General features: G+C 69.4%; 19 protein-coding genes. 9 read left to right on the top strand and 10 right to left on the bottom strand.

Annotated elements, in window-relative coordinates; translation table 11 throughout:
- The first annotated feature begins 8 nt into the window (after positions 1–8).
- Positions 9–428: a hypothetical protein gene (locus ACE11G_RS01865; protein WP_006898007.1), complete on the top strand. Its 420-nt coding sequence runs from the start codon at positions 9–11 to the stop codon at positions 426–428.
- Positions 429–584: 156 nt separating this feature from the next.
- Positions 585–1178 (top strand): hypothetical protein, encoded by a 594-nt coding sequence (locus ACE11G_RS01870; protein WP_375003463.1) that lies wholly within the window; start codon positions 585–587, stop codon positions 1176–1178.
- Positions 1179–1301: 123 nt separating this feature from the next.
- Here ACE11G_RS01870 and ACE11G_RS01875 read toward each other — a convergent pair whose 3' ends face one another.
- The gene (locus ACE11G_RS01875; protein ID WP_375003465.1) at positions 1302–4574 is read right to left on the bottom strand and encodes a (Fe-S)-binding protein; all 3273 of its coding nucleotides are present in this window, start codon (positions 4572–4574) and stop codon (positions 1302–1304) included.
- Between the two features lie 424 nt (positions 4575–4998).
- Between ACE11G_RS01875 and ACE11G_RS01880 the strand changes: the two genes are divergently transcribed.
- The gene (locus tag ACE11G_RS01880) at positions 4999–6411 is read left to right on the top strand and encodes a hypothetical protein (protein WP_346076807.1); all 1413 of its coding nucleotides are present in this window, start codon (positions 4999–5001) and stop codon (positions 6409–6411) included.
- Between the two features lie 237 nt (positions 6412–6648).
- On the opposite strand, the gene ACE11G_RS01885 is transcribed toward ACE11G_RS01880, so the two are convergent.
- The gene (locus tag ACE11G_RS01885) at positions 6649–8058 is read right to left on the bottom strand and encodes a wax ester/triacylglycerol synthase family O-acyltransferase (RefSeq protein WP_278125208.1); all 1410 of its coding nucleotides are present in this window, start codon (positions 8056–8058) and stop codon (positions 6649–6651) included.
- Positions 8059–8192: 134 nt separating this feature from the next.
- On the opposite strand from ACE11G_RS01885, the gene ACE11G_RS01890 reads away from it, so the two are divergent.
- Both ACE11G_RS01890 and ACE11G_RS01895 read left to right on the top strand, forming a co-directional pair.
- The gene (locus ACE11G_RS01890; protein ID WP_278125206.1) at positions 8193–8819 is read left to right on the top strand and encodes a vancomycin high temperature exclusion protein; all 627 of its coding nucleotides are present in this window, start codon (positions 8193–8195) and stop codon (positions 8817–8819) included.
- A gap of 64 nt (positions 8820–8883) precedes the next feature.
- A complete protein-coding gene (locus ACE11G_RS01895; RefSeq protein WP_375003468.1) occupies positions 8884–9585 on the top strand; it encodes a hypothetical protein in 702 nt (233 codons plus the stop codon).
- Between the two features lie 35 nt (positions 9586–9620).
- Here the strand turns inward: ACE11G_RS01895 and ACE11G_RS01900 are convergent, their stop codons facing one another.
- From ACE11G_RS01900 to ACE11G_RS01910, 3 genes are all read right to left on the bottom strand, one after another.
- A complete protein-coding gene (locus ACE11G_RS01900) occupies positions 9621–10835 on the bottom strand; it encodes an acyltransferase (protein WP_375003470.1) in 1215 nt (404 codons plus the stop codon).
- Between the two features lie 101 nt (positions 10836–10936).
- Entirely contained in the window at positions 10937–13087 is a 2151-nt protein-coding gene (locus ACE11G_RS01905; protein WP_375003472.1) for an acyltransferase family protein, read from the bottom strand.
- Between the two features lie 73 nt (positions 13088–13160).
- Positions 13161–14156, bottom strand: a complete 996-nt coding sequence (locus ACE11G_RS01910; protein WP_375003474.1) for an alpha/beta hydrolase family protein — start codon at positions 14154–14156, stop codon at positions 13161–13163.
- A 191-nt stretch (positions 14157–14347) separates the two neighbouring features.
- On the opposite strand from ACE11G_RS01910, the gene ACE11G_RS01915 reads away from it, so the two are divergent.
- The 3 genes from ACE11G_RS01915 to lon all read left to right on the top strand — a co-directional run bounded on the left by ACE11G_RS01915 (position 14348) and on the right by lon (position 18852).
- Positions 14348–15472 (top strand): NDMA-dependent alcohol dehydrogenase, encoded by a 1125-nt coding sequence (locus ACE11G_RS01915; RefSeq protein ID WP_006898017.1) that lies wholly within the window; start codon positions 14348–14350, stop codon positions 15470–15472.
- A 253-nt stretch (positions 15473–15725) separates the two neighbouring features.
- Positions 15726–16400, top strand: coding sequence for a hypothetical protein (locus tag ACE11G_RS01920; protein WP_006896043.1), 675 nt, complete (start codon positions 15726–15728; stop codon positions 16398–16400).
- A 79-nt stretch (positions 16401–16479) separates the two neighbouring features.
- Positions 16480–18852 carry an endopeptidase La gene (gene lon, locus ACE11G_RS01925; protein ID WP_375003477.1) on the top strand — a complete coding sequence of 791 codons (2373 nt, stop codon included), beginning with the start codon at positions 16480–16482 and terminating at the stop codon, positions 18850–18852.
- Between the two features lie 54 nt (positions 18853–18906).
- On the opposite strand, the gene ACE11G_RS01930 is transcribed toward lon, so the two are convergent.
- From ACE11G_RS01930 to macS, 4 genes are all read right to left on the bottom strand, one after another.
- On the bottom strand, positions 18907–19851 hold the full coding sequence (locus tag ACE11G_RS01930; RefSeq protein WP_375003479.1) for a hypothetical protein: 945 nt from the start codon (positions 19849–19851) through the stop codon (positions 18907–18909).
- Positions 19852–19953: 102 nt separating this feature from the next.
- The gene (locus ACE11G_RS01935; protein ID WP_375003481.1) at positions 19954–21927 is read right to left on the bottom strand and encodes a DUF2339 domain-containing protein; all 1974 of its coding nucleotides are present in this window, start codon (positions 21925–21927) and stop codon (positions 19954–19956) included.
- Positions 21928–22011: 84 nt separating this feature from the next.
- On the bottom strand, positions 22012–22662 hold the full coding sequence (locus ACE11G_RS01940) for a response regulator transcription factor (protein ID WP_006896047.1): 651 nt from the start codon (positions 22660–22662) through the stop codon (positions 22012–22014).
- Positions 22659–23855 carry a MacS family sensor histidine kinase gene (gene macS, locus ACE11G_RS01945; protein ID WP_375003483.1) on the bottom strand — a complete coding sequence of 399 codons (1197 nt, stop codon included), beginning with the start codon at positions 23853–23855 and terminating at the stop codon, positions 22659–22661. Before macS ends, ACE11G_RS01940 begins: the two co-directional genes overlap by 4 nt.
- Positions 23856–23989: 134 nt before the next feature.
- Between macS and ACE11G_RS01950 the strand changes: the two genes are divergently transcribed.
- Complete coding sequence (locus tag ACE11G_RS01950) at positions 23990–24580, top strand: hypothetical protein (protein WP_375003485.1); 591 nt, start codon at positions 23990–23992, stop codon at positions 24578–24580.
- Between the two features lie 7 nt (positions 24581–24587).
- Here ACE11G_RS01950 and ACE11G_RS01955 read toward each other — a convergent pair whose 3' ends face one another.
- A complete protein-coding gene (locus ACE11G_RS01955) occupies positions 24588–25346 on the bottom strand; it encodes a nuclear transport factor 2 family protein (protein WP_375003487.1) in 759 nt (252 codons plus the stop codon).
- Position 25347: the final 1 nt, after the last annotated feature.

A 25347-nucleotide genomic window follows, 5' to 3' on the forward strand; every position in this document is an offset into this window, starting at 1 on the left:
TTTTCGATATGAAGGATTTTCGCAGACTGCTGGCAGCAGCGCTGATCATGGTGTGTGCGGGTGCGCTGTTCGTCGCATGCGGTTCCGATGACGAGCCGTCGCGGCCGGGTGTCGCGCTGCCGTCCGACTTCCCCGAATCAGACGTGCCGATGGTCGACGGAGCGGTGCTCACCGCATCGGGCGAATCGCCCCAGTGGCAGGTCACGGTGCAAGCGCACGCCTCCGACGGCAACCCGTTGACCAACGCGGTCACGAAGCTCACCGATGCCGGTTTCGCGGAGTCCTCCCGGGTCGACGACCCCCAGTCGAAGTCGGTGCTGCTGAGCAAGGACGTCGACGGCAGGCAACTGTGGGTCAACGTGGGACTGTCGTCGACGGCATCGGCCGGGGCCTCGACAGTGATCTATCAGGTGAGCTTCGCCGGCTGAGCGCCGTGCGGGTGAGGGCGGTATCGGTGCGGGCCGCGCCTCGCCGAACCCGAAGCGAACCGGTACGGGCGTCCCAGCGACCTCACAGATTCGGCGGGTTCCCTCGATGGTCGACGGCGACGACTGCGTCGCCACCGGAGACGAGGATCGACCAGGATGACTGACCCCAACCGAACCCAGCACGACGACTCGGAGGCCCCCGGCGGGCAGACCGAGCCCCAATCCGAGCACCAGCCCGACCCGCAGGCCGGACCGGACCCCACGAGCACCACGGCCCCGACCGAGCCGATCGCACCGGTCGCCGGAACGCCGCCCGCCGACCCGGCGGCCGCGCCGGGACAGCCCGGGGCGGCCCATCACCGGCCGCCTCTGGTCGCGGCTCCGGCATCCACCGGCCCGCAGACCGTCGAGGTGCGGCGCAAGTGGCTCGTCGGGGGAGCGGTTGTCGGAGCCATCGCGTGTCTGGGACTCGCCTTCGGTGCCGGCTACGTCACGGGTGACCACACCGGCGGCCACCACAGGCAGAACGAGGCGCGATACGAGCGCGGCGCGACCATGCGCGGATTCATGGGGCAGGAGCGCAACGGTCTCGGTGGTCAGCGGTGGCGCATGAGGCCGCCGGGATCGGCTAACGGCGACGGCCAGACGCCGGGGCAGCAGAACCAGACCCCCGATCAGAACCAGACTCCCGGGCAGCAGACGCCGGGCCAGTCGGGATCGGCGACCACGACGCCGGGAACCTCCAGCTGAACCGACGGCCCGCACGGGCCCGCGGCGAGACCGCACAGACGACGATGGCGGCGTCGGCACCCCTCGGGGTGGCCGATGCCGCCATCGTTCTGCGGTCGTCGCCTCGGCGACTCCCTGCCGGAATTACTTGCCGGGGCGCTTCTTCCCGGCGGCCAGACCGAAGCCCTTGGCCTTCGACGCACCGGTCTCGGTGATCGTCCGGCTGTCGGACGAGCCGGCCGCCGGAGCCGGAGCCTCGGCGGGCTCGTCGGTCTGAGCGGCGGTCTCGCCGGCCGCCGGCGCGGCGGGCTCTTCCGGCGCAGCAGGCTCCGGTGCGGGTGCGGTCTCCGCGGGGGCCGAGGGCTCCGCCGCCGTCGCTGCAGCCTTCGGGGCGCCGGGCTTCTTGGCGCCCGGCTTCTTCAGGCCTGCGGCCATGCCGAACCCCTTGGCCTTGCCCTCTGTGCCCGACGTGGTGGCAGCGGCAGCGGGGGCCGCCGTGCCGGTGTCGGCGCTGGTTGCATCGGCCGGGGCTTCGTCGGCCGGCTCGGTCGCAGCCGACTCGGTCGCCGCGCGAGCCGTCGGCTCGGCCGGTGCTGCGGCTGCGGGCTTGGCCGCGCCCGGCTTCTTGGCTCCGGGCTTTTTGAGCCCGCCGGCCATGCCGAAGCCCTTGGCCTTGCCCTCGGTGGCCGTGGTCTCGACCGGCGCCGCTGCCCCGCTCGTCGCTGACTCGGTTGCCGCTGACTCGGTCGCAGCGTCGTCGGTCGCGGGTGCCGCCGATGCCGCTGCCGCGGGCTTGGCCGCGCCCGGCTTGGGAGCGCCGCCGGGCTTCTTGAGTCCGCCCGGCTTCTTCAGCCCGCCGCCCATGGCCAGTCCCTTGGCGGGAGCTGCCTGGGTGGTCTCGGCCGCCGGTTCGGCCGGGGCCGTGGCACCGCCGGGCTTGGGGGCACCGCCGGGCTTGGGGGCGCCGCCGGGCTTCTTGAGTCCGCCCGGCTTCTTGAGCCCGCCGCTCTTCGGCGCAAGACCCACCGCGGGCTTCGCTTCGGTCGGAGCCGCGGTGGCGGCCGGAGCTGCGGGCTTCGCCGCAGCAGCGACCGGCTCGGGCTCGGGCTCGGGGGCGCGCTCGGTCTGAATCGGCCCGAGGAAGTTGCCGCCGCGCTTGACCTCCGGACGGCCGCGCTTGACGCCCTCCAGGATCAGCTGGCTGACGTCCACGACCTCGACCTGCCCCTCGTCCTCGGTGCCCGAGGTCTGAGCGGTCACGCCGTCGGTGAGCATCACGCGGCAGAACGGGCAGCCGGTCGCGATCTTGCGGACCTGCTTGTTGCCGTCCGCGTCGGTCGGCCGGGAGTTCAGCGTGCTGAGCGCCTCGTCGACGCGGTCGACGTTGATGCGCTTGCCGATCTGCTCCTCCATCCACATCCGGGCGCCGCCGGCGCCACAGCACATGGAGCGTTCGCCGTGGCGAGGCATCTCGGTGAGCGTGGAGCCCGAGGACTCCATCAGTTCGCGCGGAGCGTCGTAGACCTTGTTGTGGCGGCCCAGGTAGCAGGGATCGTGGTACGTGACCTGCTCGCCCGCCGGTGCGGCGACCGGCACCAGACGCTTCTCACGCACCAGCCGGTTCAGCAGCTGGGTGTGGTGGACCACCTCGTACTTGCCGCCCACCTGCGGGTACTCGTTGCCGATGGCGTTGAAGCAGTGCGCACAGGTCACCACGATCTTCTTGCGCTGCTCGGGCGCGGTCGCGAACACCTCGTCGAAGGTGTCGATGTTCTGCTGTGCCAGCATCTGGAACAGGAACTCGTTGCCCGCACGACGAGCGGAGTCACCCGTGCAGGTCTCGCCCTGGCCCAGCACCATGAAGTCGACGGCCGCGATGTCGAGCAGTTCGGCAACGGCCTTGGTGGTCTTCTTCGCGCGGTCCTCGTAGGCGCCTGCGCAACCGACCCAGAAGAGGTACTCGTAGCCCTCGAACGAGTCGACGTCCTGGCCGTAGACCGGGATGTGGATGTCCATCTCGTCGATCCAGGCAGTGCGCTGCGAGGCGTTCTGGCCCCACGGGTTGCCCTTGTTCTCGAGGTTCTTGAACATGCCCGCGAGCTCGGACGGGAAGTCCGACTCGATGAGGACCTGGTACCGGCGCATGTCGATGAAGTGGTCGACGTGCTCGATGTCCACCGGGCACTGCTCCACGCAGGCGCCGCAGGTGGTGCAGCTCCACAGAGCCTCGGCGTCGATGACGGCACCGGTGGTGCCCTCGGACTCGCCGACCAGCTTGCGCTCGGCCTCGGCGCGAGCGGCCGCGGGGACCTTGTTCAGGCGGGCCTCGTCGACGTTGCCGTCGGCGTCGACGATGCCGACCTCGTCGCCGCCCATGTCCTTGCGGCCGCCGGCGAACAGGTACGGCGCCTTGGCCTGGCCGTGGTCGCGCAGCGACATGATCATCAGCTTCGGCGACAGCGGCTTGCCGGTGTTCCAGGCCGGGCACTGGCTCTGGCAGCGACCGCACTCGGTGCAGGTGGTGAAGTCCAGCCAGCCCTTCCAGCTGAAGTCCTCGATCTTGCCCGCGCCGAACGCGTCCACGTCCGGGTCGGCCGTCTCCATGTCCAGGACCTTGCCCTGGCTCATCATCGGCTTGGCCGCACCCAGTGCGACGCCGCCGTCGCTCTCACGCTTGAAGTAGATGTTGAAGAAGGCCGCGAAGCGGTGCCAGGCCACACCCCAGTCGATGTTGAGGCCGACGACGGCGAGCCAGACCATGCCGCTCATCAGCTTGACGACGGCCGCGGCGGTGACCCAGTAGACGGAGCTGCCCTCGAAGAGCTGGGCGAAGTAGTGCGTGAAGAACGAGGTCCAGACCGGCGGGTTCTCGATGCCCGACGAGATCTTGAAGGTCTTCACGAAGATCATGCCGAGACCCTCGATCAGGACCACTGCCTCGACGAAGTAGGCGGCGCCGAACCGCGAGCCCGAGAAGCGCGACAGCCGGGCAGGGACGCGGGGATGGTTCAGCTGACGGATGACCATCAACACCACGATGCCGATGACGGTGGCCAGACCCAGGACCTCGTCGGCGAAGATGTAGATGTTCCAGGCGCCGATGACGGGCCAGTGGAACTCGGGATCGAAGATCTGACCGTACGCCTCGAACCAGAAGACGAAGCCGATCAGGAAGCCGAACATCACCAGCCAGTGGGCCCAGCCGACGGTGCGGAACTTGACCATGCGGGTGTGCGCGACGAATTCCTTCATCATCGTCGCGAAACGCTTCCCGGGGTAGGCGAACCGCGAGGGCTCCACCTTCTGGCCCTGGGCGATGGATCGGACCATCGTGCCCACGCCGCGAAGGAAGAGCGCCCAGCATACGAGGCTGAGTAATACGGCGATGGTTCCGATCACGGCGGTAGTCGTCGTCACTGGAAGTACCGGCCTTTCTGTCCAGGTCGTACCAAGACGTCAAAGCGCTCGGGTCATAGCACTCCGCGTCAACCTTTATTCCCTGGTTACCGTAAAGGTTCGACCCTGCTCGGGTCTGCCAAGGTTTGCCTAACTTCGCCTGCAGATCGGCCGTCACGGTTACCGTTCACCGGTATGTTACTCGCGAGTAATAAGAGGGTCCAGTCCGTGTCGGGAGTGTGCTGAGGCGCACGAATCTGAGTCGACACGCCGAATTCGTGCCGTGATTCTGTGTCACCTGATCGGTTGAAAGTGGTGCTTATCACTCGAAAGTTACCGTTCGGTACGAGTCCGGCGGCGGGAGGCGGCAGCCCCGCGCGACGGGGGTGCCGGGCTCCTGTGTGAGCCATTCCCTTCGATTAGAGAAGAGTCCCAGGTGACCTCGATGGATACCCGATCTCGAAGCCGTCGGCAGCGACGCACCCGTCTGACGACGGGCCTCACCGCGGTCGCGGCGTCGGCCGCACTCCTCGCGGGCGGAGTCGGCGCCGCGCCGGCGAACGCCGCGAACGGCCTTCCGGATTTCCCCTCGTACAAGTGTGCGCCGGGGCAGCAGACCGCGCCCAGCCCCGTCGGCGACACCGTCGACTGCGGGGCTGCCCACCCCGCGGTGCTCGCGAAGATCGGCGACGGCCTGATCGGCCTGGTGCTGCCCGATCTGGGCCTGAACCTCGCCGATATGAATTCGGCCACTGCCATCAGCCTGGCGCCGCTGTTCGGCACCTCGTACCCGGGCGCCGCGACGATCGCGGGCACCGGTCTGGCGTCGGCGCTCGCCGTCGGCGGCACCGCCAACGCGCAGGCCGACGCCTTCCTGTCCGGCGCCATCTCGGTCGGCAGCCTCGGCGCGGTCTCCGATTCGCGGGCCACCGGCGGCCTGGGGCTGTCGATCGGAGCGGGAGTGTCGGAGACCTCGGTCCGGGCACTCCCGCTCGGCGTCGCGATCGCGATGGGGCTGGGCGAGAACGCGACCGCCACGGCGCTCGGCGGCGTCGCGGTGGCGACTGGTTTCCTCGACGGCATCGCGAACGCGCCGGACCCGACCAAGAGTTCGGTGGTATGCACCGCGCTGTATGGAAAGGCGCAGGTCACCGACGGGGAGACCGGAAAGAACTACTCGTCGTGCACCAGCGTGGCGTTCATCTTCCAGAAGTCGCAGCAGGGCGACGGGCCGGTGGTCTACTCGATCAAGAATCCGTTCTCGCTGACGCTCGGCTCTCCGCTGGCGCCGATGACGACCCTGCTCGACATGGTGGGTGCGCTCGGCATTCCGGCGCCCTTCCCGGACTCGGTGACCGGCATCCTCACCGGCAATGTGATCCCGACCTTCTCGCAAGACCTCATTCGTATCGTGATGACCGACCATGGGCCGCGGATCGAGACCGACCTGTTCGCCAAGAAGTCGGCTCCGACCCCGCCCGTGACCGAGCCGTCCACCGCATCGACCGCGGCACGGGTCGCCGATGTGCAGGCGACGAGCACCTCCGCGGCAGCGGACTCGGCGCAGACGACCGTTGGTTCGGACGCGACTGAGAACACCTCCGCTGAGACCACGGCACCGTCCGGGGAGTCCTCGGCCACCGAGCCCGCCCCGGCGGTCGACGCCGCGCCCGAGCCTGCGCCGACCGCCGAGGCGCCGGCCGTCACCGACGAGCCCGCCGCCGAGCCGTCGCAGGATTCAGCGGCCGAGCAGCCCTCCGACGATCAGTCGTCGGAGCCCGCCGCTGAGCCGTCCGCGAACGAGATCGTCGCTGACACCGCGGATTCCGCGCCGGCCGCCGAGGCGCCCGCGGCGTGACCGATTCGGGCGATTGGCTGTGATCACCGTCACTGCGAACTAGCATGACGGTGTCGCAAACCGTCCGCGTTGGAGGGAGCAGTCCGATGATGAACAGCTGGAGCAGAATCCGCCGGAGCCTCGCCGAGTACTTCGCGACGGGATCGGCTGTCGCACTGATCACCAGCGGACTGACCTGACTCGGTAGCGCGATCAACAGCCCGCCCCGCCACCGCGGGGCGGGCTTCGCGCTGCCGGTCACCGTGCCGGAGGCAGTGCCTCCAACTCGGCCAGCGACGTCTCCAGGTGGGCAAGTATGCGCTGGAGGCTCGGCAGCTGGGCCCGCGCACCGATGACGCCGAACCCGGCCTTGCCGCCGATCGTCGTGACGGTGATGTTCATGGCCTGCCCCTCCATCGGAATGGAGACCGGGTACGAGCCGTCCAGCCGGGCGCCGTTCCAGTACAGCGGCTCCTCCGGTCCGGGAACGTTCGAGATGATCAGATTGAACGCGCGCGGTGTGTACTCGACGAACCCGGGGACCGTCGCGAAGGCCAGCGGCCAGATGGTCGCGGCGCCCAGGGCGAGAGCCTGCAGCGGTTTGAGCCCGCGCACCACGTTCTTGGCGCCGTGGGTGGACGCCTTGATGGCAGCCACCCGGTCGGCGGGCGACTCGATGTCGGTGGCCAACCGCACGGTGATCGCGGTGACCGCGTTCCCGTCGGAGTCTCCGTCGCTGTGCAGCGACACCGGCATCATCGCCACCAGTGACTCGTCGGGCAGGCCGTCGTGATCGCTCAGGTAGCGGCGGAGTGCTCCGGAGCACATGGCGAGGATGACGTCGTTGAGCGTCATCTGCTGCGCCCGAGCCACCGCGCGAAGCCTGGTGACCGGCCAGTCCTGCGCGGCGAAGCGGCGCGCCGAGCCTATCGACTGGTTCAGGATCGTCGACGGCGCCATCTGCATCGGGGCCACGTAATCCTTGTCGAAGACGCCCGCGGCGGCGATCCGGGCGGCGGCCGGCGCCATGCCGACCACCTGGCCCGCGGTGTCGGCGATCGCTCCGGCCACGCCCGTCACCGCACCGAGCAACCGCGACGAGCCCTTCGGCGGCCGTTGCTCCCGCCGCCGGCGGCGCCGTCGACGCACCAGCTCCATATCCCAGAAGGCGGTACCGGAACGGTCGTCGGGATCGGTGGAGAGGGAGCGCTGCAGCAAGCGCAGGGCGGAGACGCCGTCGACGATCGAATGATGGACCTTCGTGTAGAGCGCCACGCGGCCGTCCGCCAAGCCCTCGATGATGTGGATCTCCCACATCGGGCGACGGCGGTCGAGGAGGGCGCCGTGATTCAGCGACACGTAGCGGAGCAGGTCTTTGATCTCACCCGGACGGGGCAGAACGATGTGTCTGATGTGATAGTCGAAGTCGACCTCGTCGTCCTGCGTCCACGCGGTGTAGCCGGCGATCTGGGCGGGTGTGGCCGGGCGCTTGAGGAACATCGGCGAGACGTCGGTCGCGGCGTGGAAGCGTTCGGATATCTCGTCGGCCAGATCCTCGGCCGACTGGCCTTCGCGGGGTACGAACAGTTGCAGTCCGCCCACGTGCATCGGCTGATCTCGCGTCTCGGCGATCAGGAACATCGACTCGGTCACCGGCATGTACTGCATCGGCGTCTCCCCTCCCTGCGCGACCGCGCGTCCCGCTTGCGAGAGATTGTGACAGCCTTCCGGTCGGGATGACCGGGGGACCCGGGACCGGGTCGGTGTGCCCGGGTGGCCGGCGCTGCGTCTAGGTTGGACCGGTGCCCCTGCGTTCCCCCGCGATCCGGCGTCTGATTCCGGTGATTCTGCTGTCAGTGATCGCTGTCGAAGCGGTCGTCACGATCGCGTCGGTGTGGATGGCAGTGGGCGCGCGGGGACGAGTGGTGCAGGCCTCCGAGATCCCGGACGACGCGCCCCGCACCATGATCGTGCTCGGAGCCAAGGTCCGCGACGGGCAGGTCGGCGACTACGTCGGGCCGCGGCTCGACGTGGCGGTGAACGCCTACCGGTCCGGCCGCGTGGACCGCATCGTCGTATCCGGCAACGACGCCGACTCCGCGGGCAACGAGGTACGGGTGATGCGCGCGTACCTCCAGGCCCACGGAGTGCCGTCGACGAGCATCGTCGACGATCCGCTCGGGGTGAACACCAACGCCACATGCCGCCGGGCCGCGACGATGTACGACGTCCGCTCCGCGATGATCGTGACGCAGAACTTCCACGTGGCGCGCGCGGTGACGCTGTGCCGCGCGTGGGATGTCGACGCGCTGGGCGTGGTGGCGCCGTGCGACCGCTGCTCGCCGCTGAGCCTGGTCCGCAACCAGCTCCGCGAGGCGCTCGGCTCACGGCCGCGCGCGGTGATCGACACCGTCCGCGCACGCCGCTGAGCCGCGGGCTGCGGCGGTCATTCGGACGGCGTATCGCCGCCGTTGCCGGCCGTAGCGTGAGTCCATGCCTGACAACCCCGCCCGCAGCGGCGCGAGTGCGGCCGCCGCATCGGCCGGCCAGGTCCGGGTCTCGGGTCTGGCGGTCGCGACCGGCGCGTCGCACGACCGCCGTCTCGGACCGGCGCACGCCGCGCTCGGCGACGCGGGGCTCGAGGTCCGCGACGTGGTCGCGGTGATCCACGTGAAGCCGCCGGCCGGCGACACCTGGTCGGCCGAGCGGGTGCGCGACGAACTGGGACTCGGGGGAGCCCCTGCGGTGCGCGCACTCGATGTGGTCGACGACGGCTGCGGGGTGCCGTCGTCGATCGCGGTGGGATCGTCGATGCTGGCGCAGACGCACGGCGCGGTGCTGGTGGTGGTCGCGGGAGCGGCCGCGGTGCTCACCGGCACCCCGCAGCCAGGACACCGCCGCGGCGACCGGAACGGTTCGGCTCTGCGGTCGAGCGCCGACTCGGACGGTACGCATGCCGCAGTCGAGCGGGTGCTGACCGCGGTCGGCGACGATCTGCCGATCGTGGCCGTGGCGCCCGGAGGCATCCGGCTCGCGGCCGGCCGTCGGTTCGTGGCGACGAGCCTGTCGACGCACGCCGCCGCACCGATCGAGGGGCTCATCGACGCGCGCGCCGGCGGGCACTCGGAGGTGGTGCTGGTGACCGCGAACGGGTCGGGCCACGCTGCCGCCGTGGTGTGCCGGTTGCGCGACTGAGTCCGAGCCGCGCCGACGACGGTCGGTCCGGCGGGTCAGATCGTCGGCCGGAACGGAAGCCGCGGGCGTCCGGTGAGGTACAGCGACCCCGGGAGTCGGCGCAGCACTTCGACGACGGCGAGCGAGATCGCCAGTGTGCTGACGTACACCGTCAACGTCGCGAGCGGCTGCGGGATGTGGGCGACGAGCCACTTCTGGCCGTCGTCGGTGACCGGGCGCAGCAGGAAGAACAGCACCATCACGTGTACCAGGAACACCGGGAACGACCGGTTGGACGCGTAGGCGACCACTTTCGCCATGATCGGCGTCCGCTCACGGTGGAACGTGGCCCAGTGCAGTCCCGTCGCGTACACGCTGATGGCCGCGACCACGATGAACGGGAGCAAGGTGAGCTCGAACGGACTGCCCGGATCGTTGATCGGCGCACCGGAGAACAGCACCCGGTGCACGTAGGCGCCGACGGCGAGCAGACCCGTGCCCAGCAGGAGCCAGCCGAGCAGTTCGCCGCGCCCTCGCAGCCACTGCCCGATGCGTTCCCGGTGGTCGGCGGCCAGCGCACCGAGGATGATGAGCAGCTGGTAGGGCACCACGGTGGCGTACAGATGGCTCCACAGCTCGGCCATCCCGGTCGGCGGAGTCCAGTAGCAGATGAGACTGAAGACGGTGATCTGGAGCGCCGCGCTCGCGCCGAGCAGCCACCAGTGCCGGCCGCGGGTACGCGCCACCAGCCGGCGGATCAGCGGGAACAACAGGTACACCTGCAGCATCACGAACAGGAAGTACAGGTGGTAGGCGGCCGTCCCCCATTTGATGCGGTCGAACAACTCGTCCAGGCTGCCCGGGACGTCACCGAGGCGTCCGCTCGCCCACATTCCCTCGATTGTCCAGTACAGCACCGACCACACCAGGTAGGGCACGATGACCAGCTTGATCCGGCGCCGCCAGAACGACGTGGCGCGGAAGTCGGGACGGTCGAGGTACTGGTACATGAGCACGAAGCCGGTGAGCGCGAAGAAGATGTTCCGGGTGGAGTGGAACAGCAGCGCGGTCCCGTTGGTGCCCATGCTGGTGAACTCGGCGGTCGTCGACGTGAGCGTGTGCACGAAGATGACCAGGGCGAACGTCATCGTGCGCACCAGGTCGACGTGATGCAGGTAAGGGCGTTTGGCCGGCGCCGGCGCCGGCGGCGCGGAGCCTACGGCGGGAACGGTCGGGGTAGCCGCCTCGGGGAGGACAGCTGTGGACGACATCGGGTGACCTCACGGTTGCGGGGGAGCGGATCAATCGGACACGCTAACAGCCCACCCTGTGCACTCACTGTGTGCCCGCTGCCGGGCCGGTGTCGGTCCCGCTACCACCAGCCGGTGGCTTTCTGCAGGTCACGGTCGAGGAACGGCGCCAGGCTGCGCATGAAGGCGGTGGAGACGTGGTGGTAGTCGTGCCACACCAGGATGTTGCCGACCACAGCCGGGCAGTAGGTGTCGTTGCAGAAACCGTCGCTGTAGTCCAGGAAGGTCATGTTCGGGAAATCCGGGATCAGCGCGTCGGCCGGGTTCACCGGCGACAGCGCCCGTGACCGCTCCACGCCGCACACACGCGGAAGCTTGCCGGAAGCGATGCACTCCGGAGGTGAGAGCGGTCCGTGCGCCCATGGGGTGTCGCGTACGGCGACCACCTTCTGCCCGCGGTCGCGGAACTCCTTGAAGTAGTCGACGTAGCCGCGCGGCACCACGTCGCCGTTCTGCCCGGTGGGGGCGGGCCGGGTGGCGGTGGTGAAGACGACGTCGGGCCGGTCGACGGCCAGCTTGTCGACCACCGCCCGCGACCACTCGTTGCATTCGGTGAGGGTGCGGCCGTCGAGTTCCACCTCGGCCTCGGTCGAGAGCGCGCAGCCCGCCTTCATGTACGTCGTGACGCGGAAACCGCGGTTCTTGCCGATCTTGTCGAGCGCGGTCATCCAGTGCTCGGAATGCGAGCCGCCGACCACGGCGACGGTGTGCGCGCCCTGCGGATCGCCGTACACGCCGACCTTGATCGCGGGATCGCCGAAGTTGGAGAAGTGGTCCCAGTGGCTCAGCGGCCAGTCCTCGGCGGCGGCCTCCGGCGACGGCGCCACCGGCACGGCCGGACTCGGCGCACCCTCCAGGAGGGCTCGGGCACCGGGATACTCGCGGGGGTCGAGATTGGTGGTGTCGACGATCATCTGACTCTGGCGGTGCTGCCAGTAACCGGCACTCGCCACGGCGAAGACCGAGGCGACGATGAGGATCGCGGTGAGCCCGCGCCGGTAGCCCGCCGAGAAGCCGCCGCCGCGTCCCGCGCGCAGCGGCGTCTCGACGAACTTCGTCATCAACCAGGCGAGAATCACCGAGACCACCAGGATCGCGGTGCCCTCGGCGAAGTTCACGTCGTCGACGAATCGCCAGTTCATGTAGAAGATCAGCAGCGGCCAGTGGATCAGGTACAGCGAGTACGCGATGGAACCGAGCCAGACGATCCACGGGTGGGCCAGGACCAGGCCGCCGGGGCTCAGGTCGTTGCCGGGGACCGCCCGCGTCGCGGTGGCCGACGAACCGACCCAGATCAGCAGGAGCGTCGATCCGACCGGCACCAGCGCCATGACGGCCGGATACTCCTGGACGCCCGCGATCCAGAATCCGGACGAGGCGATCATCGCAACGGCGAACACCGTCAGCAGCGTGCGCAGCCAGTTCGTCAGGCGCAGCCTGGGCATCCAGACGGCGAGCAGACCGCCGGCCAGCGGCTCCCACATGCGGGCCACGGTGTCGTAGTAGTTGAACGGCTGGTTGATCCCGTGCCGGTAGTTGGCCCACGCGAAGGACACGAGCGTCACCGCGAGCAGCGACGTCCCGACGATCGCGCGGATCACGTTCGGGCGCGCCAGTGCCTCCCAGCGTGCGACACCCCGTTTGAGGAGGCCGCCCAGGGCGAGCGCGGTGAGGAGGGTCAGAACGAAGAACTGGCCCTGCATCGACATCGACCACAGATGCTGCATCGGGCTGATCGCGGAGTCGGCGGCGCCGTAGTCCTGCGAGAGGAAGGCCAGGTGATAGTTCTGGTAGTAGAAGGCCGAGGCGATGATCTCCTCGCCGAGCGGACCCCAGCGGGTGCTCGGCATGAGCCACCAGACGCCTGCCGCGATGAAGGCGAGCAGCAGGAACATCGCCGGAAGCAGGCGGCGCAGCAGCCGGCTCAGCCGGGGCCACGGATCCACCGCCGCGCGCCAGGAGACATCGGCCGGCTGGGTTCGGATCACGTGCTTGAGCAGCGAGGCGACGAAGAAGTAGCCGGACAACGTCAGGAAGACGTCCACGCCGCCGGACACGCGGCCGAACCAGACGTGGAAGACGGCGACGAGGAAGATCGCGATGCCGCGCAACCCGTCGAGGTCGGGCCGGTAACCGGAGGTGTTCCCGGTGGCGGCGTCTTCGTTGTGTCGAGTCGGCGGTCCCGCCGTAACGTCGGTTCCAGCAGACTTCACACGCCGGATGCTACTGGGATCGTCCCGGCGATTTCCATTCGCAACGCGCGGCGGCGGCCGGCTGCGCCAGCGGTCATGGACGAAGCGCTTCTGCGGCGATCAAGTCGATCAGTGAACGGTAGGCCGCCGAATGCGCCTCGAACATCGATGTGTGCGTCGCACCGGGCAGCAGTTGCAGTCGACCGTGCCCCCGGTGCAGCAGGTACTCGGCGACGAATCGTTCGGAGTTGACCGCCGACACGAGTCGGTCGGCCGTGCCGTGCACCGCTACGATCTCGGGCGCGGACGCCTCGTCGCCATCAGCGGCCAGTTCCAGCGGGTCCACGGCGCGGTAGCGGTCGGCGACCGCGCTGGGCGGTCCGCCGAGGGCGCGGATCACACGGGAGTCGCCGTGCGTGGCGGAGAACACCATGTCGAGCGGCCCGGACACGCTGATGACCGTCGACGGCCGCCAGCGCGGAGGGCCGAGACCGAGACCGGGATCGTCGGCAGTGCGGAGTGCGGACCACACCGCGAGTTGGGCGCCGGCGCTGTGGCCGGCGAGCACCGAGTTCCGCAGGGTGATCTGCGGATGCGCGCGGATCACGGCGGGCAGATCGTCGAGAGCGGCAGCGACGTCGGTGAACGTGGCGGGCCAGCCGCCGCCGCTCCCCAGGCGCCGATACTCCACGTTGTAGACGGCCAGGCCGCGGGCGGTGAGGTCGCGTGCCAGACGGTCGAAGCTGTGCGCACCGACACCGCGCGCCCAGGCGCCTCCGTGCACCAGCACCACCAGCGGAAGCCTCGGGTGGGCAGGTGAGACGGTCGGCAGATAGAGGTCGGCGTAGTTCTGAGTGGGGTCGGCGTGCGCGGCCGGATACGCGATGCGCTGGAGGAAGGGCTCGGCCGACGTGACGACGGCTCGATGCGCCGCCGGGGTGATGGTCGAGTGGCTTCGGTGCGCTGCCGGTGCGCCGTGCGGCGATGAGCCGGGCCCCGCTTGCCACAGCAGAACGCCGAGCAGCGCAGCCGCCGCGAGCAGAGTGGAGACCACGCCGACGATGACGGGGTGGTCGCGCTTGAACTTCATCGCCTCGATTCTCTGCGTCGCCGCTGACAGTTCGCAGACGAGTACCTCTCGTCCCGCAGGAGATCGCGGAAGAATCCGCAGTCGTTACCACCGAAACGCCCAATCTCGCCTGACGGCACCGAGTCCGACGCACCATGGAGTCAGCCGCGCGCAGGTGACGCGCGGCACAGTCGAGAAGAAAGCGTGACGCGATGAAGACGAAGGCCGCGGTTCTGCACGGTGTCAACGAGGACTGGAAGATCGAAGAAGTCGAGCTGGGCGACCCCGTCGCGGGTGAAGTCCAGGTCCGGCTCGTCAGTTCGGGACTGTGTCACTCCGACCATCACCTGCGGACCGGCCAGAGTCCGGCGCCGATGCCGGTGGTCGGAGGCCACGAGGGTGCGGGCGTCGTCGTGAAGGTGGGAGAGGGCGTCACTCGTTTCGCGGAGGGCGACCACGTGGTCACCGCTTTCATCCCCGCCTGCGGTGTGTGCGGACCGTGTTCGCGGGGCCAGCAGAACATCTGCGACGAGGGAGCCGGCCTGCTCACCGGCAAGGCGATCTCCGACAAGACCCACCGGGTGACGATGAACGGTGAGGGCCTCACCCAGATGTGTCTGCTCGGCACCTTCTCTCCGTACATCACCGTCAATCAGGCGTCACTGGTCAAGATCGAGGACGACATCCCGCTTCAGCAGGCCGCGCTCCTCGGCTGCGGCATCGCGACGGGCTGGGGTTCGGCCACCGAGATCGGCGGAACCAAGGTCGGCGACACGGTGGTCGTCGTCGGCATCGGCGGAGTCGGAATCAACGCCGTCCAGGGCGCCAGTGCGGCCGGCGCCCGGCACGTCGTCGCCGTCGACCCGGTGAAGTTCAAGCGAGACATGGCCGAGAAGCTCGGCGCCACGCACACCTTCGAGAGCATGGAGGAGGCGATCCCGGCGGTCGGAGAGATGACATGGGGAACCATGGCGAACACGGTCATCCTCACCGTCGGCGAGATCAAGGGCGAGTACATCGCGCCCGCGATGGCCATGACCGCCAAGGGCGGCCAGACCGTGGTGGTCGGCATGGGCGACTTCCAGGCGATGGACGTCAAACTCAACCTCTTCGATCTGACGCTGATGCAGAAGCGGGTGCAGGGGGCCATCTTCGGCGGCGCCGGCCCGCGCACTCAGGTGCCGAAGCTCCTCAACGAGTACCGGGCGGGCAAGCTGAACCTCGCCGACCTCGTCACCCAGACCTACCGCCTCGAAGAGATCAACAAGGCCTACGACGACATGCTCGAGGGCCACAACATCCGCGGCATGGTGGTCTTCGACGAGGCCGACTGGTAGTCGCGGCTCGTTGAGCGAGGACCCTCTCAGGCCGGTTGAGCGAGCGCCCTCTCAGGCTGGTTGAGCAAGCGGTTCCCTGAGGCTGGTTGAGCGAGCGGTTCCCTGAGGCTGGTTGAGCGAGCGCCCTCTCAGGCTGGTTGAGCGAGCGGAGCGAGTCGAAACCACCACCGCCGCCCCGCTCCGCCCACCCGCCCCACCCCATCGAGCAGTTTTCGAGAAGCATCGCGAACCGTGCACTCGTAGCGTCAGTCGTATGACGAACATCAACACACTCACCCTGCAGGTCGCCGACGTCGAGGCGGCGAAGTCCTTCTACGACGAGGCGTTCGGGATCGGCGACCGTCTGCGCTTCGAACAGGCCACGCCGCCGACGTCGGGCTTCCGCGGATTCGTGATCTCCCTCGTGGTCGCCGACCCCGCGGTCGTCGATTCCTTCATCGAACCGGCGATCACGGCGGGCGCGCGCGTCGTCAAGCCCGCCAAGAAGTCGTTCTGGGGATACGGCGGTGTGCTTCAGGCACCGGACGGCACCCTGTGGAAGATCGCGGCGTCGTCGAAGAAGTCCACCGGTGCGCCCTTGCGCGTGGTCGACTCCCTGGTACTGCTGCTCGGCACCTCCGACATCACCGCCAGCAAAGCCTTCTACGTCGACCACGGGCTCACGGTGGCGAAGAGCTACGGCCGCAAGTACGTCGAGTTCGAGGCCGCCGACGGCGCCGTCACCCTCGCCCTGTACGGCAGGAAGGGCGCGGCGAAGGACGCGGGTGTGCCGCCGGAGGGCAGCGGTTCGCACCGGCTCGTCGTCGGTTCCGATGCCGACGCATTCGTCGATCCCGACGGTTTCGCCTGGTCACCGGCGAGTCTGACATCGGGTCAGCCGCTGTCGGCGCAACCTCGCCGTGCCGACGCCGGAGGGGCCACGGCCTGATCGCCCAGGGCGAACACCGTTCCGGAACAAACAAAGGGCACCCTCGGTTGAGTCGAGCAGACTGAACTTTGGAGGTGTGATGTCTGAGAACATTTCCGTTCCCGTGCTGTTCGTTCCCGATCTCGTGGTGCTGCCCGGGATGGTGGTGCCCGTGCCGCTCGACGATGCCGCGCAGGCCGCCGTCGACGCGGCCCGCGCGAGCGACAGCGCAGAACCCGGTGCGGGCAAGATCCTGATCGCCCCGCGCCTCGACGGCCACTACCCGACACACGGCGTGATCGCCTCGGTGGTGCAGGTCGGTCGCATGCAGGGCCGAGACGGCCACGTCGCGGTGATCCGCGGCGAGCAGCGCGCACACATCGGTGCCGGAACCACCGGTCCGGGTGCGGCGCTGTGGGTGGAGGTGGAGCTGGTTGAGGAGACCGAACCCACCGAGACCACCCGCGAACTGGCCGCCGAGTACCGCAAGGTGGTGCTCGCGATGCTGCAGCGCCGGGAGGCGTGGCAGGTGATCGACGCCGTCAACCGCCTCACCGATCCGTCCGCGCTCGCCGATACCTCGGGCTACGCGTCGTGGATCAGCGATGAGCGCAAGCGTCGGTTGCTGGAGACCGAGAACGTCGACGAGCGGCTGCGGCTGTTGATCGACTGGACCGGGGAGCACCTGGCGGAGACAGAGGTCAGCGACAAGATCGCGGCCGACGTGCGCGAGGGCATGGAGAAGACGCAGAAGGAGTTCCTCCTGCGCCAGCAGCTCAACGCCATTCGCAAGGAACTCGGGGAGGACGAGCCGGACGGTGCCGAGGACTACCGGACTCGCGTCGAGGGCGCCGATCTGCCCGAGAAGGTCCGTGAGGCCGCTCTTCGGGAGGTCGGGAAGCTCGAGCGAGGAAGTGATCAGAGCCCCGAATCCGGCTGGATCCGGACCTGGCTCGACACGGTGCTCGACCTTCCGTGGTCGGTCCGGACCGACGATTCGACCGACCTGATCGAGGCAAGGGAGATCCTCGACGCCGACCATCACGGTCTGGAGGACGTGAAGGACCGGATCGTCGAGTACCTGGCGGTCCGCGCCCGGCGTGCCGAACGCGGATTGTCGGTGGTGGGCGGTCGCGGTTCCGGTGCGGTGATGGTGCTGGCCGGACCTCCCGGGGTCGGTAAGACGTCGCTCGGCGAGTCGGTGGCCCGCGCGCTCGGTCGCAAGTTCGTCCGCGTGGCGCTCGGCGGTGTCCGCGATGAGGCCGAGATCCGCGGTCACCGCCGCACCTACGTGGGCGCGCTGCCCGGACGGATCGTCCGTGCCATCGGCGAAGCCGGTTCGATGAATCCCGTCGTCCTGCTCGACGAGATCGACAAGGTGGGCTCTGACTACCGTGGCGACCCCGCGGCGGCGCTTCTGGAAGTCCTGGACCCGGCGCAGAACCACACGTTCCGCGACCACTACCTGGATCTGGACCTGGACCTGTCGGACGTGGTCTTCCTCGCTACCGCGAACGTGGTGGAGAACATTCCGTCGGCGCTGCTGGATCGTATGGAGCTGGTCACGATCGACGGCTATACCGAGGACGACAAGGTCGCCATCGCGCGTGACTACCTGGTTCCGCGACAGCTGGAGCGGGCTGCGCTCACGGCGGACGAGGTGAGTGTCACCGAGGGCGCCTTGCGTGAGATCGCCGCGAACTACACCCGTGAGCCGGGTGTTCGGCAGTTCGAGCGGATGCTGGCGAAGGTGGCGCGGAAGGTCGCGGTGCAGGCCGGCGCCGGGAGCGAAGCGAGCGGGCCGATCGTCGTCGACGAGACTGCGCTGGTGGAGTACCTCGGGCGACCGCGGTTCACTCCGGAAACCGCCGAGCGCACCGAGGTTCCGGGCGTCGCCACCGGTCTGGCCGTGACGGGAATGGGCGGCGACGTGCTGTTCATCGAGGCGCTGAAAGCGGCGGGCACGTCGGAGAAGGGCGAGCACGCGGCCGGACCACAGCTGAAGCTGACGGGCCAGCTGGGTGATGTGATGAAGGAGTCGGCGCAGATCGCGCTCTCGTACGTGCAGGCGCACGCCGCCGATTTCGGCATCGATCCGGCTGATCTCAACGGCACGGTGCACATCCACTTCCCGGCCGGTGCGGTTCCTAAGGACGGACCGTCCGCGGGTGTCACGATGGTGACCGCGTTGGTGTCGATGCTGACCGGCCGGCGGGTGCGCAGCGATGTCGGCATGACCGGCGAGGTGACCCTGAACGGGCGCGTGCTGCCGATCGGCGGCGTGAAGCAGAAGCTGCTCGCCGCGCAACGGAACGGGTTGAAGACGGTCTTCATCCCGCAGCGCAACGAGGCCGATCTGGACGAGGTTCCGGCCGAGGTGCTCGAGGCGCTCGAGGTGAAGCCGATGACGGATGTCGCGGTGATCGTCTCGGAGGCCCTTGAGCCTGTGGAACAGGCGCGCGCCGCGGCGTGATGAGAATTTTGGCTCCCGGACGGGTCTCACAGACCTGTCCGGGAGCCAAAGTTTTCAGAGGAGTTCGGCGCGGCGGGCGGCGAGGGCATTGGCTAGCTCGTGCATGCAGTCGCCGGGCGCCAGATTGAGCTGCTTCCACGAGTAGGCCAGCGGGATCCAGCCGAGGCAGGCGATCGAGTTCGCCTTCGCGAGATCGCGGTTCCACCGGTCCTCGTGCCGATGGAAGGCGTAGCCGTGGATCTCCACGCCGACGCGCTCGGCGGGCCAGGCGAAGTCCCACGGCCGACCGCAGATCGGGAACTGCTGCTTCCATCCGGTGATCTGTTCGCTGCGGAGCATCCGCACGAAGAGTCGTTCGGCCTCGGACTCCGAGCCGTCGGCGGAGACACCCAGCAGCTTGCGAACTCGGGCGAGTCCGTGGACGCCGCGGTTCCGGTCCAGCGCGGCGACCAGTTCGGGCACGGTCACCACGCGCTTCTGAATCATCCGATCGAGGAAGACCAGACCCTCCTCGTGTTCTGACGCCGCGCCGAGAACCGAGAGCGCGGTGCCGGTCACCTGGATTCCGCGGACCTCGGTGATGTCTTCGTGCGGGTAGGTGCGCCGCTTGAGGTCGGCAGCCACCCCGCAGGTCGCATTCGGCTTCGCCGAGCGCGGCACCGCGGCGGTGATCGGTCCGGGAACGTCCCGGACCAGGCCGTGCCACCAGGCGGCAGCGGTGCGATCGATGGTGGCCGCCCTCGCGTGCGCGACCACGCGTATTCGCGCGGCGGCCTCCAGCGGGTGGGCGAGGGAGAGGAAGACTTCGCGGGCCTGCCGTATCCACAGGCCTCGCTCCACCTGCGAACGGATCTGGCCCACGGTGAGTCCGCAGGCCAGTGCTTGTCCGGTGGTGATCACGCCGTCGTGAGCGGCGAGATGGTGTGCGACCGCGATCTCCGGATGCTCCGACCACCGGCTGTTCGCCCGACGATCGGCTGTCGACTGTGCTTCCCCCACCTTCAATTAGACGCACGTGCCGGGCTATCGGTTCCGGTCTGCAAAATTTTGGCTCCCGGAACGGTCTGTGAGACCGTTCCGGGAGCCAAAATTCTCCGCGGGTCAGTGCGCGGGTTCCTCGGAGGTGAATCGCTGCGCGTAAGCCACGCCGAGCGAGAGCAGAACCAGTCCGGCGACGATGAAGGCGATCACCCGGAACATTCCGTCGAGGGTGGCGAGATCGAACAGGAAGAGTTTCGCGACCGCCGCGGCGATCACCGACAACCCCGTGGCGAGGGTGAGGGTGCGGCTCGCTCCCTGCAGCCGCCGCGCCCACATCAGGGCCGCGGCGGCGGAGCCGAACCAGACGAGGGTCGCCGCGAGGTGACCGGCGCGGAATCCGGTGGTCGAGCCTCCGGTGGCGACTCCGGCGACGCCGACGCACAGTTCGGTGGTGAGCCACAGGCCGATGAGGCCGCCGATCAGCCAGATCTGTTGTGCGCGGCTCGGCGCTGCGGTGCCCCATTCGCGGGCCAGCACCATGGTGGCGGCCAGGCCGAGGAGTGAGCCGACGAGGAGGGTCGCGTGGACCGAGTCACTGAGCCCGCCGGGATACAGGAGCTGTTGCGCCCCGCCCGTCTCCAGCAGCGACGACAGTCCGAGGCCCGCGAACACGGTGGCCGCGATCCGCACTGCGCCCCGCAGATCGTCGGCCCAACGGGCCGCGAGACCCATGATCACCGCACCCGCCAGGAAGCCGAGCGAGACCGTGGAGGCGTCGAGTGCGACCCCGAGCGCCATCGAGATCAGCACCGCTCCCGCGGCCAGCCACACCACCCGGCAGACGAAGGGCACCGACGCCGGTCCGCGGGTAGCCACCGCGGCGACGACGAACAGCACGGCCCCCAATCCGATCACCGCCGTCGACGATCCGGCCCCGGCGGTCCACTGACCTGCGATCATCGGCAGTGGGATCGCCGCGGCCACCGAAGTGAGTCCGAGCACCACGGCGCGACTGCTTGCGGCCGCCAGCATGATCGCCGAGCAGAGCGCCAGGGCGAGCCCGGTGAGCGCGGTGACCGCCAGGAACCACGCAGGGCCGTCGCCGATCACCACGAACACGGTCATCGGAAGCGTGGTGGCGACAGTGTTGACTACGAACAGCGAGGTCCAGTCCCGACCGGCCTGCAGCCACAGGGTGGCCGCCGCGTACGTCAGCATGAAGCAAACCAGGAGTTCGTCGACGCCGCCCGCGACCACCGGCGCGAAGACCAGTAGCGGCACCGACACCATGAGTGCGAGCGCCTGACTGTCCCACCGGTGCGCCGACCACAGTCCGCCGCCGCCGATCAGTGCGCCGGCGACCAGCGCTGCCGACTCCGGCAGCCAGCCGTAGATCGCGGTAGCGGCGAGGACGTCGAGTAAGGCCGCGGCGACGCCGGTCGCGATCAGGGCGACGGCGCCGGGACGCTTCTCGGGTCGGCGTCCGACCCGCCATCCGACGGCGACCAGTGCGGCGGCGAAGACCGCGCCGCCGGCGACGCGAAGCTCGGGCCGGAGCAGACCGGCCTGTGCTGCCAGAACCAGCAGCAGTACGATCCCGATCAGCGTGATCGCGACGCCGACCGCCGCCAGAACCCGGCCGACCAGCCCGCGTTCGGCGGCGTCGGAGAGTCGTTTGCTGAGGCTGGGCGCCGGCGTGGCCGGCGGTGCCGGGAACGGGCGCGGAGCGTACGACGGCGGGCCGTATGGATGAGGCGGGTAGGGCTGCGGGGCGTACGACGGGACACCGTACGACTGGGGACCGAAGGGCTGTCGCGTGAACGGCGTGCCCACCGTCGGCGGCACCGTCGCGTACTGCAAATGCGGCTGCGGCTCAGGCTGCGGCTGGGGCTCAGGCTCAGGCTGGGGCGCGGGCTGCGGTCCCGTCGCCGCGACCGGGGGCGCATCCGCGTCCTGCGGCGTCTCCGACTCTCGGGCGAGCGACGCGGTGAACGCCTCGAAGTCGGCCGACACCGCCGACATCCGGCCCGCGATGCTCTTCAGCTCGTCGCCGAGGCGGGCCGCCGCGACTGCTGGATCGTTGTTGTTCGTCATGCCTTCCAGCGTCGCGGTGCGGCGCCTCGCGGACATGCGCAGAATTACGCAGAATGTGTGGGGAGTTGGCCGTGGGGTCGGCGGTTACTCCTGGTCGAGGCCGTGCTCGATCGCGTATCGCGCCAACTCCACCCGGTTGCCGAGCTGCAGCTTCCGCAGCGCGGCGCCGACGTGGTTCTCGACGGTGCGCGGACTGATCGACAGCCGCGTCGCGATCTGCCGCGACGACAGTCCCTTCGCGACATGCCGCAGCACCTCCGTCTCGCGCTGCGTCAGCGTCGGTGCGTCGGGCTCGGGCGAGCGGGCTATCCTCCGGTACTCGCCGAGCACCAGTCCGGCGAGTCCGGGAGTGAACACGGCCTGCCCGTCGCCCGTCGCGCGGACGGCCGCGACCAACTCCGACCGCTGCGCGCTCTTCACCAGATACCCGGTGGCCCCGGCCTTGATGGCCTCGAGAACGTCGTCGCGCTCGTCGGACGCCGAGAGGACCAACACGTGCGCGCCGGGGTGCGCCGCGAGGACGGCCGCCGTCGCTTCGGCACCGGAGCCGTCGGGCATCTGCATGTCCATCAGGACGACGTCGGGCCGCACCGCCGCGGCACGCGCGGCCGCGCTCGCGCAGCCGTCGGCGGTGGCGACGACGTCGAAGCCCTCCTCCGACAGGTCGCGCGCCACGCCCTCTCGCCACATCGGGTGGTCGTCGACCACCATCACGCGCAGTGCGGCATCGCTCATCGGGACTGCGCCTCTCTCTCGCCGGCCGGGACCGTCAACTCCCATTCTGTCCCGGCACCGGGCGCCGACTCCAGCCGAGCGGTGCCGCCGAGTGCCTCGATCCGCCCGATGATCGACCGCGAGATCCCCATCCGCCCTTCCTTCACCGCCGCCGACAGCCGGCCGGGCTCGATCCCCGCACCGTCGTCGCGGACGCTGACGACGATCTCGGTGTCGAGGTCTTCCAGCAGGACGAAGGCGTGCGCGTCGCCGCCCGCGTGGCGTTCGACGTTGTCGAGGATGTTGCCGACCGCGGCGAGCACCTCGCCGGCGACCGCGGCGTCGATCAGGACCCGCTCGCCGGGTGTGCTGACCCGAACACGGTCGGTCGCCAGGGCGCGCAGGCCCGGTCCGAGGTCGAGGAGGGCGCCCCCGTCTGCCACCGGCGCGGGCGTCGCCGCGATGAGCTGCCGCAGCACGCGTTCCTGTTCGGCCGCCAGACTCGCGAGGTCGTCAGTGGGACCGCCGATCTCGCGCCCGCGACGAGCGATCAGTGCGAGGACCTGCAGCACGCCGTCGTGCACCTCGCGGGCGAGCCGTTCGCGTTCGGCCGATGCCGCGGCGAGTTCGACGGCCGCGGTGAGCCGGGAGTGCATCAGTCGGGCGCGGGAGGCGGCCATGCCGAGGGCGATCGACGCGGCGGCGAGCAGGATGGCCGTCGCGTTGCGTCCGAAGTTCAGCAGGAATTCGCCCTTGACGTAGTAGTTCGTCAGTCCGATCACCGCTGCGGCCGCGAAACCCCAGCGCGCCCCGCCAAGCAACGCCGCGGACAGTGCCGCGTTGGTCATCCAGAGAGTGGTGGGCCAGGTCTGGTTGTCGGCGATCCACTGGCCGGAGGCGACGAACTCGGTCGAGAGCATCATCGCGGCCGACACGATCACCTCGCTCGCGACGAACCACCGGCGGCGTCCGAATCCGGCGAGGTAGCCGGTGGTCCACCAGACGTTGGCCGCGGTCAGGACGGCGAACAGGATCCAGGTGACGGCGGGATGTTCCAGGTCGCCGTTGATCGCGACCTGGAAACCGAGTGCGTAGACGAAGGCGACGAGACGGAAGATCTGCGCCGCCCGCCACATGGGGCCGACTGGGTCGGCGTCGTCCAGACCCCGCCAGAGGGCGGTGGGATCGGCGGCGGGCAGGGCGCGGCGGTCCACGGTTCAGAACTGCCGGTCGCGGAACGGGGACGTCGTCATGGCTCCATCTAACAAGGGGCGCGTCACAGCGGCGACGGCTCTCGACGTTTCGTCGGCCGGAGGCGACCTCCTGATCGATGTCCTACGCTCGGCACGTGATCTTCTGGCCGCGACGACGGCGCCGCCCGCCGGCGCAGCAGCCTTCGCGGGTGCCGTTACCCGGACTGTGGTCGCGCGGCGTGGAGTTCGGCGACGACGCCCTGACCTTCGTCGACTACGTTCACCCGGCGGCCTCGGTGTGTGCCGAGCCGGTGCTGTCGGTGAGCGGCATCCGCGACGTCGACCCGGCTGGATTCCCGCCGGAGATCCGCACGACGGCGGGCGAGACGCTGTTCGTGTCCAAGCTGCGTGAGGGCGACCTCCGGCAGTTCGCCGAGCGTCACCGGATTCCGCAGATCGCCCGCCCCGACATCTGGATGCGGCTGCTCGAGCCCTTTCTCGACACCACGATCGGCCACGGTCGGCAGGCCGATACCGACGGCTGGCTGCGGGATCGCGGGTTGTCGGAGGCGGAGATCGCTCGGGCCCGCGCCCGCGTGGGACCGATGATGACCGCCTACAACGAGCTCCTGTGGGAGTGGGAGGATCTGAACCTCTCCGACCTCGTTCTGGCCTCCGCATCCAGCCCCGACGCGGGTCTGTATTGGTGGGCGATGGGGATCGCCGACCGCGCGGCCGTCGAGTAGGGCGGGTTCAGCTCGCCACGTACACCTTCATCGCGACGATCTGCCTGCGTTCGAAGGTGGCCATCGCCACCGCGTGTTCTTCGCCGCGCGTGAGGCTCACTGTCACGTATCGTCCGGCAGCCAGGCACTTGCTGGTCCGCCAGCCGTCCAGTTCGTCGCGCAGGTCTGCGACCGGCCCGACGCGCCCGGCACCGTACTCGACTCGTACGTCGGACCCGGACCGCCCTCCGCACGCCGCGTCTAGGAACGCGAGCGTCCGCCGCTTCTCCGCGGCGCCCGCGCGAACGAACCCTCGGGCGAAGCCTGCGGCTCCGCCGAGTCCCTGGTTCCGCAGCAGCGCCCCGGTCAGCCGCGTCGAGATCGGGAGTGCGTCGACTCCTTCGGCAAGGAGTTGTCGCACCATGGTCGGCAGTTCCCAGTGGGCGAACAGGCCCGCGATCAGATCGGCCGACGCCATCTCATACCGCAGGTGCACAGGCACCGTCAGCGTCACGGCGTCGCTCATGCGGATCTCCAGCGTGAGGTCGCGGATCACGGTGTCGCCGCAGACGATGTCGTGCGCCGGATGGAAGACGATCGTGTTGGGAGCGATGAAGGTGTCGTAGAAGCGGGAGAGGTGCTCGTCTCCGCGGTGCGGGCTCGACCCCACCGGGTCGTTGACTATCGCGTCCGGCGCGAACAGCGACAGCCACCGCTGTTTGTCGTGCGCGGCCACGGCCGCCGGCGACCCTTCGACGGTGGCCAGCATCTGCTCTCGCAGTCCCATC

Source organism: Gordonia sp. PS3 (assembly GCF_041950545.1).
GTDB lineage: Bacteria > Actinomycetota > Actinomycetes > Mycobacteriales > Mycobacteriaceae > Gordonia > Gordonia sihwensis.

What these genes read in the sequence shown, in the direction of transcription:
- ACE11G_RS01865 (WP_006898007.1), top strand. Translation starts at nt 9, where the DNA reads ATGAAGGATTTTCGCAGACTGCTGGCAGCAGCGCTGATCATGGTGTGT.
- ACE11G_RS01870 (WP_375003463.1), top strand. Translation starts at nt 585, where the DNA reads ATGACTGACCCCAACCGAACCCAGCACGACGACTCGGAGGCCCCCGGC.
- ACE11G_RS01880 (WP_346076807.1), top strand. Translation starts at nt 4,999, where the DNA reads ATGGATACCCGATCTCGAAGCCGTCGGCAGCGACGCACCCGTCTGACG.
- ACE11G_RS01885 (WP_278125208.1), bottom strand. Translation starts at nt 8,058, where the DNA reads ATGCAGTACATGCCGGTGACCGAGTCGATGTTCCTGATCGCCGAGACG.
- ACE11G_RS01895 (WP_375003468.1), top strand. Translation starts at nt 8,884, where the DNA reads ATGCCTGACAACCCCGCCCGCAGCGGCGCGAGTGCGGCCGCCGCATCG.
- ACE11G_RS01900 (WP_375003470.1), bottom strand. Translation starts at nt 10,835, where the DNA reads ATGTCGTCCACAGCTGTCCTCCCCGAGGCGGCTACCCCGACCGTTCCC.
- ACE11G_RS01910 (WP_375003474.1), bottom strand. Translation starts at nt 14,156, where the DNA reads ATGAAGTTCAAGCGCGACCACCCCGTCATCGTCGGCGTGGTCTCCACT.
- ACE11G_RS01915 (WP_006898017.1), top strand. Translation starts at nt 14,348, where the DNA reads ATGAAGACGAAGGCCGCGGTTCTGCACGGTGTCAACGAGGACTGGAAG.
- ACE11G_RS01920 (WP_006896043.1), top strand. Translation starts at nt 15,726, where the DNA reads ATGACGAACATCAACACACTCACCCTGCAGGTCGCCGACGTCGAGGCG.
- lon (WP_375003477.1), top strand. Translation starts at nt 16,480, where the DNA reads ATGTCTGAGAACATTTCCGTTCCCGTGCTGTTCGTTCCCGATCTCGTG.
- ACE11G_RS01935 (WP_375003481.1), bottom strand. Translation starts at nt 21,927, where the DNA reads ATGACGAACAACAACGATCCAGCAGTCGCGGCGGCCCGCCTCGGCGAC.
- ACE11G_RS01940 (WP_006896047.1), bottom strand. Translation starts at nt 22,662, where the DNA reads ATGAGCGATGCCGCACTGCGCGTGATGGTGGTCGACGACCACCCGATG.
- ACE11G_RS01955 (WP_375003487.1), bottom strand. Translation starts at nt 25,346, where the DNA reads ATGGGACTGCGAGAGCAGATGCTGGCCACCGTCGAAGGGTCGCCGGCG.